Source organism: Aeromonas sp. 25-248, from assembly GCF_053005425.1.
This window is the reverse complement of record NZ_JBRKTB010000016.1, coordinates 24048-39718: the sequence shown is the minus strand read 5'-3', so window position 1 is coordinate 39718 and position 15671 is coordinate 24048. Positions and strand designations below refer to the sequence as shown.

Sequence of the window (15671 nt, the reverse complement as noted above, 5' to 3'; positions counted from 1 at the left end):
TCATTATTTACCCCAACGCAGATCAAGAGTGAGCCTTCGCCATGCAAGATCCCCTGCTGGACCCGCTGCGCCAGCGCATCCTGGCCCGCATGGGCATCCCCCTCTGGCAACAGAGAGGCCGACTCCTGGCGGGAGGCACCAGCCCCGACGGCGCCGCACAGCCGGCAAACACGCCCGCCGACGAGGTGCTGGCCCCGCAGGAGACTGCCCCTCTGCCGACCGGTAAGCTCTGGCTGCTGGCAGAGACGCTGCCCGCGCCCTCCCTGCTCGGGGACATCTGCCGCTGGCTCGGCCTTGGCACGGACGAGGTCTCCCTGTTGTCCGAGATGCCTTCCCTACCCGCGGGGGCCACTTCGCCCCTGCTCTGGCTGACGGCGCCGGACTCTCGCTGGCCCGATGCCCTGGTCTGCCCGCTCAAGCCCGATGGGGCGCACAAGCGCGCCCTCTGGCAGCAGTGCCGGCAGCGCCACACCCCTTGATGCTCACGACCATGGCACGGCCATGGTGTCCATCGCAAGCCTGAATCCCGTCCGGAGTGACCATGTCTGACCTCTTGCCCCATTTTCGCCCCCTGCTCGAATCGGACTTCGAAGCCATCTACCCCATCGAGCAGGCCGCCCACCAGGAGCCCTGGAGCCAGGCCAACCTGCTCTCCTGCTTCGGGCCGCGCTATCTCAACGGCCTGATGCTGGTGGACGGACGACCGGCCGGTTTCTACATCTCGGATCTGGTGGCAGGAGACAGCTCCCTGATGAATCTCTGCGTACACCCCGACTTTCAGGGCAAGGGGCTGGGGCGGGCGCTGCTCAGGGAGTACCTGGCCCGCAGCAAGGCCAGCAAGGCCGAGGCCTGGTTCCTGGAGGTCAGGGCCGGCAACCGCACCGCCATCAACCTCTACGAGAGCGAGGGGTTTGCCGAGTATTGCCGCCGCGCCGACTACTATGGCACCGGGCAGGAGAGGGAGGATGCCGTGCTGATGTCCCGTCTGTTCGACTTCGGCTGACAACCCGCTGCAGACCGCCGTCAGCGGGCAACACCCTCTCTGGCCTCCCTGACTCCCCCGCTTCGCTTCCCCCCTCAGGGCAGGGGCGCGTTGTCGATGGAGGGGTCTTCCAGGCTCAGGGTCACCCTCAGCACGGCCTCGAAGGCGGCTCCCGAGAGGGGCATGAAGAAGCCGCGACCATAGGTGACGCCGGGCATCCAGATCTGTTCGATATCCACCGCGATCTTGATGGGGCGAAGCGGCTCACCCGGTCGCTGGACATAGATGCCAGGGGCCGTCGCAACCTGGGGGAAGCGGCGCAGAATGTGCTCGCTGCCATCCCCCGCATCCGGGTTGAGTCGCACCTTCACCAGCCCCGCCAAGGCGGATTGCATCTCGGGGGCACGCCACAGCCTGGTATTCAGCGCCTTGCAGCGTCGGCACTTGGCGCGCTCGATCACGTAGAGCAAGGGGTATCCTTCCCTCAGCGCCAGCTGCTGCGCCTGCTCATAGCCCTCGGCGCCGCTCAGCCAGGGATTCTCCTGCTCCCCCGCGCCCCCCAGCAGATACCAGAGGGCGCCTGCCCCCGCCAACAGCAGCAACACGCCGGTGAACAGGCTCTTGATCCCGATATTCATGGTGCAACTCCCTGAATGAATCCGATCCCTGCCCCCTATCATGCCTCACTCTCATCTGGTTGACGACTTTGTGATCCAGGACAAATGGCGCACACTTGTAAGCTGTAATGTTAGAGTTTAAACTCCAGCCCCGATTTTGGTGCCCCCTGCGGGCGCACAACTGTTACTTGAGGATGCGTGAGATGTCGCAGTTTCATCTGGTTAGAGTGATGCGTGAGCGTATTGCCCGCCTTGGCAACAAGGCCGCCCTGCGCGTCCAGCAGGATGGCCAATGGCGCGCCATCGGCTGGCGAACCCTGGGTCAGGCCATGGATTATTGCGCCCAAGGCCTGATCCGGGCGGGCCACCAGTCCGGCGAGATGGTCGGCATCTATGCCCGCAACATGCCCGAGTGGACCCAGGCCGACCTCGGCATCCTGGCCGCCCGTGGCGTCAGCGTGCCCATCTACCCCACCAGCACCCTCGATCAGCTGCGCTACATCGTCAAGGATGCCGGCATCAGGATGCTGTTCGTGGGGGAGCAGCCCCAGTTCGATCAGGCGCTGCACCTCATCGACAGCGGCGAGATAAGCCACATCGTCGCCCTGGACGGCACCGTCGATCTGCGCGGCTGCGCCTCGGCCAGCCACTTCCAGGCCTTCCTCGTCTCCGGCAACCACCAACCCAGCGAGCAGGTGCTGCGCGAGCGCGAGCGCCACTACCGCATGGACGACCTGCTGACCCTCATCTACACCTCGGGCACCACGGGCGAACCCAAGGGGGTCATGCTCGATTTCGCCAACATGGCCGCCTGCTTCGAGATGCATGACGCTCGCCTCGACCTCAGCGAGCAGGATGTCTCCCTCTGCATGCTGCCGCTGAGCCATGTGTTCGAGCGAGCCTGGAGCTACTACGTGCTCTATTGCGGCGCCGAGAACGTCTACATTCGCGACCCGCAGAAGGTGATGGATGTCATCGGCGAGGTGAAGCCCACCGTGATGTGCGCCGTGCCTCGCCTCTACGAGAAGGCCTACGCCATGATCCAGGCCAAGGTTGCCCAGGCGCCGCGCCTGCGCCGCGCCCTGTTCGGCTGGGCCACCCGGGTGGGCAAACAGATGGTCGCCACCCGTCAGGCGGGCAAGTCCGCCTCTCCCCTGCTCTATGGCCAGCTCTGGCTTGCCGAACGCCTGGTGTTTCGCAAGCTGCGCGCCCGTTTCGGCGGTCGCACCCGCTTCCTGCCGGTGGCGGGCGCCCGTCTCGCGGACGAGGTGAATCTCTTCTTCCAGGCCATGGGGCTCAACCTCAAGTACGGCTACGGCATGACCGAGACCACCGCCACCGTCTGCTGCTATGAAGACACCCAGTTCAGGCTGGGCTCCATCGGCACGGCGCTAAACGGCATCGAGGTGAAACTCGGCGAGAACAACGAACTGCTGGTGCGCGCCCCCACCGTGATGCGTGGCTACTACAACAAGCCGGAGGCCACCGCCGAGGTGATGACCGAGGATGGCTTCCTGCGCACCGGCGATGCAGGCGAGCTGGATGACGAGGGCAACATCTACTTCACCGAGCGCTTGAAGGAGCTGATGAAGACCTCCAACGGCAAGTACGTGGCGCCGCAACTGGTGGAGGGGACCCTCGGCAAGGATCGCTTCATCGAGCAGATTGCCATCGTCGCCGATGCCCGCCACTTCGTGTCGGCGCTCATCGTGCCCTGCTTCGAGTCCCTGGAGGAGTACGCCCGCTCCATCAACCTGCAGTACCAGTGCAAGACCGAGCTGCTGCGCCACTCCCGGGTAATGGAGTTCTTCGAAGCCCGCATCGCCGATCTGCAAAAAGAGCTGGCCAAGTTCGAGCAGGTGAAGAAGTTCACCCTGCTGCCGAGCGCCTTCTCCATGGAGCTCGGGGAGATCACCCCCACCATGAAGCTGCGCCGCAAGATCATCGAGGCCAAGTACCAGCGCGAGATAGAAGCCATGTACAGCCATGTTTAAGAAATTGTATTGCTTGACATGCACCAGATAAATAATGGCCACCCTGAGGTGGCCTTTATTTATCTTACAAAGACCATTAGTTGGCTACTACCATATGAGACATCTTGCTGCTGTGGCCAATTTGTTCTAATCCATAAGTCTGGATAATTAGCAGTCCAAACACCTTTTTTATACCGATAGAAGTTACCTTGATAATCCAAACTACCAGGATGGCCGACTACGGTATAGTCTAAGTTTTCGAGTGAGCACCCTTCTTTTTCAGCATGGACTAAAACCTTTTTACTTAAATTCTCATTCAATGGTGAGCATAATTTTGGATTACTCGCTTGTGATATATTCATAACCCCCCATATCTCTGTGTCGGGTTGTAAAAATAGTATCTCCGTTGATTCATCCTTCAATTCCCCCCATGCACCTGGATTCAGATACTGGTTGCTATTTAACTCAGTCAATTGTTCAACAGGAACATGAGTCTCTTTATTATACCTAACTGCAACTAATCTCCAGCCCCCACCATCAATATCTACATTACAGTATAAACCGTGATACCAGCCGGTTTCTGTTGCCAAACGGCAATCAGGTCTTTCTTCATCACCCCACTCGATGCGGAAGTCACCACCATTACCATTAATATCATACCAAGTACCTTGATACTGCCGGTCTGATATTACCTTGCCAAGATAATAAGTTTTGTTTTGATTTATGTCTTGCTTCAGTTGTATTATTTTTCTATTCTCAACGAAACTACCAGTTATATTATCGCCACTACTTCCGGGAGTGATGATGTCACCATTTACATTCACAATTACCGTTGTTGATGATGCAGTCTCCTTGTCTATATTTCCATCAACCCAAGCATCTTTTGTCATTCGGTAATTTTGTTCAATAGCGGAAACCCCTATCGGAACTAACAAAGCTAACATGAACAATTTCATACAACATATCTTCCATTTCATTGTGAAATGGGAAGTATATATTATCAACGCACAAAAAAAAGGCCCATATGGATACTTGATTTTGACAGGTAAAGCATTTTCAGAACTTAGGAAAAACTATTCTTGAATTACAAAAAACTGGATTTTATTACTAATGATTTCAGTAATAATCCGTCAATATCATACCTTAAATATTTTCAGATAACTCCTTGTAGCTCATTTCGTCACATAAAGTATCTATCGTGCCTTTCAATGTATAGTTCTAAATATAAATATTGCTGATATCAATCTACTCGTCCACCATTACATACAGTTTAATCAGACCTCTCAGGGACTTTCATAACAACACCAGCTCAAAAGAATCCACTGACCTGCTCTGCTGGTGCGTTCTAGTCACAGTTATCTCAGTCCGCCGTCGAGAGTATTATTTATATATGATTATACTTTAACACGCCAACCCCATTTACAAGCCCGTAACACAGTAAGCTATGGAAATATAGTAGCCAGCAAGTAACTGTACCCAATTTATTTATTACAATTAACTTTAGAACTATAAAATAAAGGAGCTATCCGATAATAAGGATATGTCGCTGGGAATAGAAAAGCCGCTCATGGAGCGGCTTTTTGCTGGGCGTCTCTCCCTTATGGCAGCTTGACCAGGGGTTGCTCGCGCAGCTCGGTGGCCCGACCGCCCTGGATCTTCTCCACCTGGGCCAGGGCCTGCTTCACCTCGTCGGCATTTTGCAGCAGGCGATAGGTCAGATCGAAGGTCTTGGTCTCCCCCGGCTGGATCTTGGGGACCAGCCCGAGCGGGCGCTGGTACTTGGTGCTGTAGGCATAGCTGGTACCGGGTTCGATGCCGGTCACATAGCCCTGGGCCCGGGTGTCGGTGTTCTTCCACAGGGTCAGCACCGGCAGCTGTCGGGTGTTGTAGCCTACCGCCACTCCGGCGTTGCCGGCCCGGTTGTTCAGCACTGCCAGGGTATTGCCGTCGGCGTCGCTGTAGGGCACCAGGTTGAACACCATCTCGTCGAAGCCCTTGGTGGGCCCCAGATAGGTTTGCCAACCCTTGAGTCCGGCCTTGGCGTAGTCATTGAACGGGGAGATCTGCTTCACCGGCGTGCTCACCCTGGATCCCTCCTCCAGAATGGGGGCCCCGAAGTTGCCGTGATAGATGATCTGGTACTCGTTCTCGTAGTCCGCGTGGTTGGTCAGCTTGTCCTGCAGGGCAAACTCCGCCTGACCGGGCACCACGCTCAGCTGGGTCCAGGTGACCAGTTCGCTCATCTTGAAGGTGCGCTCGTCCACCCGGCCCAGCACGTGGATGGCATAGGGCGGCTCTTCGTCCACGGTCACGCTGACCACGGAGGCGGGAATGTTCTGCACCCGGCCATGGAGGCTCTTGAGGCGGCCGTCGTCATCCACTCCGGGATGACCCGTCCACTCGTAGCCGCAGCGCACCAGCATCTCGTTGAAGCCGTCGAGCCAGCCGAGGCCGCCACGGCTCTCGAGATCGATGAAGGCGGGATTGACCACCTCCTTGACCGGTGAATCCCAGCCTAGGCGCAGATCCGCCGCCTTGACCTCCTTGATCCCCATGCCGCGGGTCGGCACCAGGGTGATCTTCATGACGCCGTTGTCGACGATGAGCAGATCCACCCCTTCCTGGCGGCCGCCGTGCAGGCGTTTCTTCTCGATGGTGAAGGGAACCGGACTCTTGATGCCGAGCTTCTCGCTGGTGATCTTCCAGTCCCCCACATCCAGCCCTTGCTGGGAGTCGGTCAGCAGAAATTCGGCGGCGTGACCCGCGGTGGCGCCCAGGGCGAGCAGCACGGCAATGGAGAGTTTCTTCAACATGGATTTATCCTCGTGTCTCTTGTTTTTGTGAAAGCTGAATCGTTTCAGTGATCGAAAACTAGGCGTCTGACGCCCCGGACTCAAGAGACAAACGGAGGAAATGTGAGCCGATTGACAATAAAAACGGCTTCAGCCCTGCTGAAATGAAGGCTGACTCACAGTTATGAAAGGAGGAAAAAACAGGCGGGGCGCCGAGAGGGTCACCCCGCCCGCATCACATCAGGCAAGGGCCAGCGTCACCGCGGCTTCGGCGTGGATGGCGGTGGTGTCATAGAGAGGCACGGCGGCCTGGCACGCCCCCACCAGCAGGGCGATTTCGGTGCAACCCAGGATCACCGCCTGGGCACCGGCCTGTGCCAGATCGGCGATGATGGCCAGATACTCGGCCTGAGACGACTCGCGAATGTCGCCGAGGCAGAGTTCGTCATAGATGATGCGGTGCACCCGCTCCCGTGCAGCGTCATCAGGCACCAGCACCTCCAGCCCGAAGCGCTCCTGGAGCCGCCCCTTGTAGAAATCCTGCTCCATGGTGAAGCGGGTGCCGAGCAAACCTACCCGGGTCACCCCGTCGGCCTGGAGGCGATGGGCCGTGGCATCGGCGATGTGGAGCAGGGGAATGTCGATGGCGGCCTCGATCTCCGGCGCCACCTTGTGCATGGTGTTGGTCCCGATCAGCAGAAAATCGGCGCCACCGGCCTGAATGGCCCTGGCCTCGGCCGCCAGCAGACGGGCGGTGGCGGGCCAGTCACCGGCGTGCTGCAACCGCTCTATCCCGGCAAAATCCACGCTGCTCAGCAGCACCCGCGCCGAGTGCAGACCGCCGAGCCGCTCGCGTACCCCCCGGTTGAGGGCCTGGTAATAGCTGACGGTGGACTCCCAGCTCATGCCACCCAGCAGACCGATACATTTCATGGGATCTCCTTATGTAACCCGATGGTGCAAACCAATGCTGCAATCCCTCAGGGGGCGCGTTTGATCGCACCGCCCCGGCAATAAAAAAGGCCCCGAAGGGCCAACAAGACAGCCGGTAAAGGCTCAGGCCGAGGCCTAAACCCAGATCATCAGCACGCAGGCCGCCGTGGCGAGCCCCATGCCCAGATTGAAACGACGCCAGCCGGTGGCGGTGCGGATGAGGCGGCGCACCTGGGCACCGAACAGCACCCAGAAGGCGCCGGTATAGAGGCCGGTCACGAAGAAAATGCCGAGCACCCAGCCTGCGGACGGCCAGTAAGCCTCCCCCGCCAGGGTGAAGCCGCTGATGGCGGAGAGCGCCATCATCCAGGCTTTGGGGTTGAGCAGTTGCAGCATGGCCCCCTGATGGGCCGGGATGAGCGGCCGGTTCCCCTCCGCCGGGCCACTGGCGTTGGCCACCTTCCAGGCCAGCCAGAGCAGGTAGGCAGACCCCACCAGCTTGAGGCCATCGTGCAGCAGGGGCAGACGCTCGAACACCACCCCAAGCCCCAGGGCCGTGGCCAGGATCATCAGGTTGATGCCCCCCACCACCCCCACCAGCAGAGGCACGGAGCGGCGAAACCCCTGGGCAGCCCCGGCACTGGTGAGCAGCATGTTGTTGGGGCCCGGCGTGCCACAGGTGATAAGGGCAAAGCCCGCCAGGGGGAGCAACCAGTTCAGATCCATCTCAACCTCGTTCAGATACGGCAAGCCTCCTAATATGCAGAGCCGACGCCCTGACGACAAGGTCAGCAATGCATTTTCTTTGCATGAATAATCAAGACGCTGTTAATACCAGAGCATCACCACGCACAGGGCGGTCAAGGCACCCAGGCTGCCGTTGAGACGACGCCACCCCTTGTCCGAGTTGATCCAGCGGCTGAGCTGATGGCCAAACATCACCCAGGCGAAGCAGACCGGGAACCCCGCCATGGGGAAGACACTCATGATGCCCCACATGCTCGGCCAGTAGTCGCTCCCCGGCAGGCTGAACAGACTGATGGCCGAGATCCCCATCATCCACGCCTTGGGATTGAGGAACTGGAAGCCCAGCCCTTCAAGCAGGGTCAAGGGGCGGGCACGGCTGGCGGGATCTCCGGGGGCGCCTGCCACCGCGATGCGCCACGCCAGCCACAGCAGGTAGAGGCTGCCCAGCACCTGCAGGCTCAGCTTGAGCAGGGGCCAGCGCTCGAACAGCGGATAGAAGCCGAGCGCCAGCACCAGTTGCAGCACAGGCTGGCCCACCGCCACCCCGATGAGATGGGGCAGGGTGCGACGCACGCCGAAGTTGGCGCCGGACGCCGTCAACATCAGGTTGTTCGGCCCGGGCGTGCCGCAGGTGAGCAGGGCGAAGCCAAACAGGGTGGCATACCATTCGATGGTCATGGGGAGACTCCTTTCTCGCCACATTGTACCGATACAATGTGTGCTTGTTGGTTGTGTACATGCTGATAATCACGCTATATTGCGGACAATCTTGGATCAATGGATTTATTGTCACCATGACAATCTGGACGCCCGACCTCACCCCTTTCGAGGGGCCCCTCTACCTCAAACTGGTCAAGGCCATCGAGCAGGCCATCTCCACCGGTATCCTCTCACCCGAGACCCGGCTGCCGACCCACAGGGCCCTGGCAGACAAGCTGGGTGTCACAGTGGGCACCGTCACCCGCGCCTACACCGAGGCGGAGCGACGGGGCCTGCTGGCGGCCCGGGTCGGGCACGGCACCTGGGTCAGGGGAGCGGCGGATCCCGCCAACGAATGGGTGATCCGCAATGAAGACAGCCAGCGCATCGAGCTGTGGCAGAACCTCCCGGTCCAGCTGGACAGGGGCGCCATCATCAGGCCCCTGCTCACCGAGCTGGCGCAGGGGGATCTCAACGGCCTGCTCGGTTATGACAAGGAGGCGGGACGCCCCGCACAACGCCAGCTGTTCGTCGACTGGCTCGCCGAGCAGGGCATCACGGCGAGCGAAGATCGCCTGCTGTTCAGCCATGGGGCCCAGCACGGCATCATGCTGGCCCTGCTTGCCACCGGCTGCGTGGGAGAGACCCTGTTTTGCGAGGGACTGAGCTACCCCGGCATGCTGGGCAATGCACGCCAGCTCAAGAATCAGGTGGTGGGACTGGCGATGGATGAGGAGGGACTCCTGCCAGAGGCGCTGGATGCCGCGTGCCGTACCCGCCGGGCCAAGCTGCTCTACCTCACCCCCACCCTGCAAAACCCCACCACGGCCACCATGAGCCTGGCGCGGCGCGACGCCATCGTCGCCATCGCCCGTCGCCACGATCTGCTGATCGTCGAGGATGACGTCAACGGCCTGCTGCCCGAAAGTGCGCTCCCTCCCCTGGTCAACCTGGCACCGGAGCGGGTCATCTACCTCGGCAGTCTCGCCAAGATAGCCTGCGGCGGCCTGCGGGTCGGCTTCGTGTTGTCGCCTCCCGCCCTTCGCAACGGCTTCGCCCAGGCGATGCGGCTGTCGAGCTGGATGGTGAGTCCGCTGCTCATCGAGCTGGCCTGCAAGCTGGTGAGCCAGCGCCAGATCATGCCGCTCATCGAACACCAGCGAAAAATCCTGGCGCGCCGGGGTGAGCTCCTGCGCCACCTGCTGCCGGGAGCGCGCTGGCAGCCGGGGTCCATGCACGCCTGGCTGCCACTGCCCGAGCCCTGGCGCAGCCAGGAGTTTGCGGAGGCCGCCAACGCCCTTGACGTGGGGGTCGCCAGCGGAGAACACTTCGCCGCCGGCCAGTTTGCCGCCCCGCAGGGAGTACGCCTCAGCCTGAGCCAGCCCGCCACCGACGCCCGCGTCGCCGAAGGGCTGGAGCGCCTCGCCGGGCTGCTGAGGGGCACGCCGCCCACCAATCCCCTGCTATAGTCATTGACCCTGGCACCCGAGGAGCCTTCATGTCTGCCGTCCGTCCCGCCCTGCTCATCGCAACCCTGCTGCTGGGAGGCTGCGCCTCCCCGGCCCATCAACAGCTTGGCGCCGCCCTGAGCGGACTGGAGGGGGAGCTGACGCGGCTGGAGGAGGAGCTGGCGGCCATGAACGGCCTTCACTATCAAAAAGCCATCGACGCCCCGGTGGCGCTGCGCCGCTATCTCAAGGCCCCCGCACCGACGGAGGAGGGGCTGGTGCCCGTGCAGAGCCGGCTGCAAGATGGCCCTCTGCTGCGCTACGACTACCGGCTGCCCGCCGGAATGACACAGCTGCCCACCGACAACCCCTGCCTGCGCTACGAGTTCGAGCTGCGCCGCCTCGGGCGCCTGGGCCAACTCGAGCTCGCCTGGCAGGGAGAGACGGGCGCCGGGGAGCTGCGTGTCCCGCAGCGGGACTGCCCCTTCTCGGCCAGGGGGCCCGGCCTTCAGTGATGCTTTCTTTGCCCTGCCCAAGGCCGGCACTGAGCCATCCCTGACCCAGGTGGGGTATTGACCCCCTCTGGCTCTCGCGGGAGAGTGGAGGCTAACTTTGAATCCAACCTCGCCACCCCCGACCGGCGAAGGAGCGTCAAAGATGCAGATCCTCCTCATCGAAGACGATGCCATGATGGGCTCGACCCTCACCCAGGGACTGAGTGATCTGGGGCTGCCCCCCACCGAACTGTTCCACTGCAAAGAGATAGCAAGCCTGCCCGCCCTGCTGCGCCAGCACGCCTTCGATGCCATTCTTTGCCGCCAGTATCACCACCAGGCCCACGAGGGCGTCAGGCTGCTGCATGAAGCACACCACCTGGGCCTGCTCGCGCCCGGCTGCGTGCTCCTGCTGCTGGAGCAGGACGAGGACACCGGCCAGTTCCCCCCCTCCGACCTCTATTTCGCCCTGCGTCTGGCTGTGCCCTTCACCACGGAGCAGCTGGCGCACAGCCTGCAAGCGCTGCTGGCACTGACCACGGTGACCCGCCCCCTGGCCACCCCCATGGCGCTCAGGGAGTGGCGCAGCGCCTGCGCCCAGTGCGAGGATCTGCTTTACCGGCACGCCAGCCACAAGGGGCTGGAAGCACAGATGGACAGGGTAAAGGGCTACATGCTGCTGCAAGCCGGGGAACGGGTGCAGGCCGCCCAGCACTACGCCATCTGCACCACGGAGTACGATGCCTGGTGGCCACGCCAGGGGCTGAACCAGGCCCTGCTCGGGCTGAACCGGGTGGAGAGCGCCCACAAGGATCTGGCCCGCAACCGGGAGCGACTGCCCCCCGTCATCCATCAGGCGCTGGTTCTCGCCTGCCAACTGCACGAGGCGCAGTGGGATCCTGCCTGGGAAACTTTGTCAGGCTTGCTGCAACGCTGCCCCTGGCAGCCGCAGTGGCGCCAGGTGGCCATTTTGCTGGCCTTGCTGCGAAGGGATGAAGGTCAGGTGCTGGCGCAGGCCACCGATTTCATCCTGCGCTACTTCCCCAAACAGACGTTTCGCCACTCCGTCGAACGCTGCCTGCTGGATGCGACCCTGGCGGTGCTCTGGCATCCACCGGGAGAGGCCAGAGTTCATGGGCTGCAGCAGGCCCTGGAGGAGCTCGGTCAGCAGGCCGTGACCCTGCGTGCCCACGAGGAGGGGCTGCTGCGCGCCCTGATGCTGGGTCTGGATTATCGATTCGATGACGCCTTGATGCTGCTGGCCAAGCACCCGCCGGAGGCGGCGCGGGACAATCACCTCAACCAGTTGCTCGGGGTGGCCGTCAGCCAGTTCTGCGGGCTTCCCCACCATGCCCAGCGTTATCTGGCCCAGCTCGGCCAGTATCAGGGGCCGGTGGCACAGACCCCGCTGTTGCAGGGGCTCATTTTGCAGGTGGTCGACGATCTGGCACGGCAACTGGCGCAACGGGAGCAGCAGCTGACCCAGTTGCGCGAGGAGCGGCAACGGGCCATGACCACGGGTCAGCTCCAGCTCGCCGTGCAGAGCGCACTGACCCTGCAGGAGCGATTCCCGGCCCAGGCGGGGGATGCCTGGCAACTGCTGGTATTGCTGACCCAGTGCTGGCCCGCCGGCATGGCGGCCCCGGCGGTGGCCCGCCTGGTGGACAGGCTGGAGCAGCGTCTCAACCACAGTGCCGCCTTCCTGGAACACCATGGGAACGCCTATCGGGAGACCCTGCAACAGGTGAGATCCCACCTGGCCCCCAAACTGCCACCCCTCGGTCCCCACCAGGGCCTATAGCCATCCAGGGCGGTGCATGCCACCCTGGCAGGTGCGTTACAACAAGCCTCGCACCAGGATCCCCGCGATCAGCAGAGGGGCGACCAGCCGCCAGCACCAGAGCAGCGCGCCACGCATCAGCGGCGAGAGATCCGCAGGCACAATACTGTCCCCCAGCTTCCAGCCAAGCAGCAGGGTCAGCACCAGACCGAACAGGGGCATCATCAGGTTGGAGGTGAGGTAATCCAGCAGATCGAACAGGGTTTTGCCAAACAGGGTGTAGTCCGCCCAGGGGCCGAACGACAGACTGACCGGAATGCCGCAGGCCATGATGAGCAGGGTCAGTACCCGGCAGGCATTGCGGCGCGACCAGCCCCACTCCTCGGTGGTGAAGCGCACCAGGTGCTCCAGCATGGAGATGGAGGAGGAGAGCGCCGCCACCAGCAGCAGCATGAAGAAGATCACCGCCAGCCCCTGACCGAACGGCAGGTGGTTGAACACCGCCGGCATGGTCATGAAGGTGAGGCCGGGACCGGCGGCAGGATCGATGCCGGTGGAGGCCAGCACCGGGAAGATCATCAGCCCCGCCAGCACCGAGATGCAGCTCGCCAGGGTGACCACCCAGACCCCGGAGCGCAGCGCCCCGTCACTGCTCGGCAGGTAGGCGCCATAGGTGGTGTGTACCCCGAGACCAATGGAGAGGGAGAAGAACGCCAGCCCCAGGGCGTCGAGCACCCCCTGCCCCGTCAGGTGGGAGAAGTCGGGCATCAGGAACTGGCGTACCCCGGCCATGGCCCCCGGCATGGAGAGCCCGGTCACCACCAGGAGCAGCATCATCACGAACAGGGCCGGCATCATCCAGCGCAGCGCCCGCTCCACCCCCTGTTGCAGCCCTCCCTGCACGAACCACCAGGTGAGCCCGGCGAAGACGAGATGGGTGAGGGCCGGCCAGAGGGGATCGCTCACATAACCGGTGAAGAGTGCGGTGAGGGTGCTCGCCTCACTCAGGTTGAGCTCGCCGCCCACGGCCAGGGCCGCATAGCCCACGGTCCAGCCCCCCACCACGCTGTAGAAGCTGTAGATGAAGAAGCCACACAGGATCCCCATGTAACCCATCCAGCGCCAGTTCGGCCCCACCAGCTTGTGGAAGGCGCCGAGCACGCCGCGCTGGCTGCGGCTGCCGAGCAGGGTCTCCCCCACCAGCACCGCGACCCCCAGGGTGAAGCTGAAGAGCAGGAACACCAGCAGGAAGGCACCGCCCCCGTTGGTGGCTGTTACATAGGGAAACTTCCAGATGGCGCCAAGGCCGATCGCCGAGCCGGCGGCCGCCAGCACATGACCAATACGGGAAGACCACTGAACCTGGCTCATACAACCTCCGGGCAAGACAACATCAGTTCGATACTCCATGGCTAGACGCGGTGTGCGCCGCAACAAAAAAGGCCGCCTGAGGGCGACCTTTGCAATGAACAGTCAGACAAACGACACCTGCAAGGTCACCTCTCCAGAAAGGGGCTAAATCGGCCACAGAGAGCGATAAGGGGTGACATGGGAGGGCGACGCCTGCACGGTAAAAAGGAGCCACAGCCTAAACCATGGCAAGAGAAGTTGACAGAAAATAGTCTAAAACAGAACCAAAAACAGATTTAATCAAAATAAAATATCGAAATGCCAGGCCATTATCCCGTTTATTTTTAATTAACGGACTTTTATAAAGAGTCAATCCTGCCACCCCACTCCCCAGCCAGCCCGGTTGGGGAGTGGCACAGATGACCAACCCTCCCTACACCAGGCCGCGCACCAGAATGCCGCCAATGAGCAGGGGAGCCAGCCAGCGCCAGCAGCCCATCAGCAGGGCCCGCCAGTGGGGAGCCAGCCCTTCGGGCAGCGCCTGGCGACCGAGCCGCCAGCCCAGCAGCAGCGTCAGGGCCAGCCCGAACAGGGGCATCATCAGGTTGGAGGTGATGAAGTCCAGCAACTCGAAGATATTCTTGCCAAACAGGGTCAGGGTGGCCCAGGGACCAAACGACAGGCTCACCGGGATGCCACCCGCCATCACCAGGGCAATGACCAGGTTGCACGCCGCGCGGCGGGACCAGCCCAGGCTCTCGCACAGGAAACACTGCAAATGCTCCAGCAGGGAGATGGAGGAGGAGAGCGCCGCCACCACCAGCAGGGAGAAGAACACCACCGCCAGCCCCTGGCCGAAGGGCAGTTGCTGGAACACCGCCGGCATGGTCATGAAGGTGAGGCCCGGGCCCGAGGCCGGGTCAATACCGGTCGCCGCCAGTACCGGGAAGATCATCAGGCCCGCCAGCACGGCGATGACGCTCGCCAGCAGCACTACCCAGAGGCTGGAGCGACCGACCCCTTCGCTGGAAGGCAGGTAGGCGCCATAGGTGGTGTGGATGCCAAGGCCGATGGAGAGGGAGAAAAAGGCCAGCCCCATGGCGTCCAGCACACCCGACATGCCGAGCTTGCTGAAATCGGGCATCAGGAAGTGGCGCACCCCGCCCATGGCGCCCGGCAGGGTGAGGCCGAAGGCCACCAGCAGCAGGATCATGATGAAGAGGGCCGGCATCATCCAGCGCAGGGTGCGCTCCACCCCTTGTTGCACGCCGCCCCGCACGAACCACCAGGTCAAGCCGGCAAACAGCAGGTGGGTCAGCACCGGCCAGAGCGGATCACCGACGTAGTCGTTGAAACGGGCGGTCAGTGCCGCGCCGTCCCCCTGTTGCAGCTCCCCCGCCAGGGCCATGCCCGTGTACCCCAGGGTCCAGCCGCCCACCACGCTGTAGAAACAGAAGATGAGCAGGCTGCACAGCAAGCCCATGGCACCGACCCAGCGCCAGCGCCTGCCCATCAGTTCACCAAAGGCTCCCACCACCCCGCGCCGGGTCAGGCTGCCGATCAGGGTCTCCCCCATCAGCACCGCCACCCCCAGGGTGAAGCTGAACAGCAGAAAGACCAGCAGGAAGGCGCCGCCACCGTTGGCGGCGGTGACATAGGGGAACTTCCAGATGGCGCCGAGACCGACCGCGGAACCTGCGGCGGCCAGGATGTAACCGAGCCGGGATGACCATTGGGACTGCTTCATAAGAACTCCACGGGAAGGGCCTGCCAGCGAGGCCCGAAATGGCGCTCAGAGTACGCCCGCGGGCGCGCAATCACTCGGCGTATATCCGATATAAAACTCAGTTTTTAGC

Annotated in this window: 14 protein-coding genes; 6 read left to right on the top strand and 8 right to left on the bottom strand. The window is 62.1% G+C overall.

Annotated features, from left to right (window positions below):
• The first annotated feature begins 41 nt into the window (after positions 1-41).
• Both ACVDHI_RS18140 and rimI read left to right on the top strand, forming a co-directional pair.
• Positions 42-479 carry a DNA polymerase III subunit psi gene (locus ACVDHI_RS18140; RefSeq protein ID WP_103260799.1) on the top strand — a complete coding sequence of 146 codons (438 nt, stop codon included), beginning with the start codon at positions 42-44 and terminating at the stop codon, positions 477-479.
• A gap of 74 nt (positions 480-553) precedes the next feature.
• The gene (gene rimI, locus ACVDHI_RS18135; protein WP_201936221.1) at positions 554-1003 is read left to right on the top strand and encodes a ribosomal protein S18-alanine N-acetyltransferase; all 450 of its coding nucleotides are present in this window, start codon (positions 554-556) and stop codon (positions 1001-1003) included.
• A 74-nt stretch (positions 1004-1077) separates the two neighbouring features.
• Here the strand turns inward: rimI and ACVDHI_RS18130 are convergent, their stop codons facing one another.
• On the bottom strand, positions 1078-1620 hold the full coding sequence (locus tag ACVDHI_RS18130; RefSeq protein WP_048206928.1) for a hypothetical protein: 543 nt from the start codon (positions 1618-1620) through the stop codon (positions 1078-1080).
• Between the two features lie 182 nt (positions 1621-1802).
• Here ACVDHI_RS18130 and ACVDHI_RS18125 point away from each other — a divergent pair, with 182 nt between their 5' ends.
• Entirely contained in the window at positions 1803-3593 is a 1791-nt protein-coding gene (locus tag ACVDHI_RS18125; protein WP_182935810.1) for an AMP-dependent synthetase/ligase, read from the top strand.
• A 59-nt stretch (positions 3594-3652) separates the two neighbouring features.
• On the opposite strand, the gene ACVDHI_RS18120 is transcribed toward ACVDHI_RS18125, so the two are convergent.
• The 5 genes from ACVDHI_RS18120 to ACVDHI_RS18100 form a co-directional block, all read right to left on the bottom strand.
• The gene (locus ACVDHI_RS18120) at positions 3653-4528 is read right to left on the bottom strand and encodes a hypothetical protein (protein ID WP_447212367.1); all 876 of its coding nucleotides are present in this window, start codon (positions 4526-4528) and stop codon (positions 3653-3655) included.
• Positions 4529-5170: 642 nt separating this feature from the next.
• Positions 5171-6385 (bottom strand): aldose 1-epimerase family protein, encoded by a 1215-nt coding sequence (locus ACVDHI_RS18115; RefSeq protein WP_447212366.1) that lies wholly within the window; start codon positions 6383-6385, stop codon positions 5171-5173.
• 219 nt (positions 6386-6604) lie between these two features.
• Complete coding sequence (locus ACVDHI_RS18110) at positions 6605-7297, bottom strand: aspartate/glutamate racemase family protein (RefSeq protein WP_041214542.1); 693 nt, start codon at positions 7295-7297, stop codon at positions 6605-6607.
• A 135-nt stretch (positions 7298-7432) separates the two neighbouring features.
• Positions 7433-8023 carry a LysE family translocator gene (locus ACVDHI_RS18105; protein ID WP_010672906.1) on the bottom strand — a complete coding sequence of 197 codons (591 nt, stop codon included), beginning with the start codon at positions 8021-8023 and terminating at the stop codon, positions 7433-7435.
• Positions 8024-8125: 102 nt separating this feature from the next.
• Positions 8126-8722, bottom strand: coding sequence for a LysE family translocator (locus tag ACVDHI_RS18100; RefSeq protein ID WP_039039402.1), 597 nt, complete (start codon positions 8720-8722; stop codon positions 8126-8128).
• A 116-nt stretch (positions 8723-8838) separates the two neighbouring features.
• On the opposite strand from ACVDHI_RS18100, the gene ACVDHI_RS18095 reads away from it, so the two are divergent.
• The 3 genes from ACVDHI_RS18095 (at position 8839) to ACVDHI_RS18085 (ending at position 12486) form a co-directional block, all read left to right on the top strand.
• Entirely contained in the window at positions 8839-10212 is a 1374-nt protein-coding gene (locus ACVDHI_RS18095; protein ID WP_048206924.1) for an aminotransferase-like domain-containing protein, read from the top strand.
• Between the two features lie 29 nt (positions 10213-10241).
• Positions 10242-10706, top strand: coding sequence for a hypothetical protein (locus tag ACVDHI_RS18090; RefSeq protein WP_274798825.1), 465 nt, complete (start codon positions 10242-10244; stop codon positions 10704-10706).
• 142 nt (positions 10707-10848) lie between these two features.
• Complete coding sequence (locus tag ACVDHI_RS18085) at positions 10849-12486, top strand: hypothetical protein (protein WP_223919664.1); 1638 nt, start codon at positions 10849-10851, stop codon at positions 12484-12486.
• 36 nt (positions 12487-12522) lie between these two features.
• Here ACVDHI_RS18085 and ACVDHI_RS18080 read toward each other — a convergent pair whose 3' ends face one another.
• Positions 12523-13836 carry a sodium-dependent transporter gene (locus ACVDHI_RS18080; RefSeq protein ID WP_201902262.1) on the bottom strand — a complete coding sequence of 438 codons (1314 nt, stop codon included), beginning with the start codon at positions 13834-13836 and terminating at the stop codon, positions 12523-12525.
• A gap of 412 nt (positions 13837-14248) precedes the next feature.
• Positions 14249-15562, bottom strand: coding sequence for a sodium-dependent transporter (locus tag ACVDHI_RS18075; protein WP_010672900.1), 1314 nt, complete (start codon positions 15560-15562; stop codon positions 14249-14251).
• Positions 15563-15671: the final 109 nt, after the last annotated feature.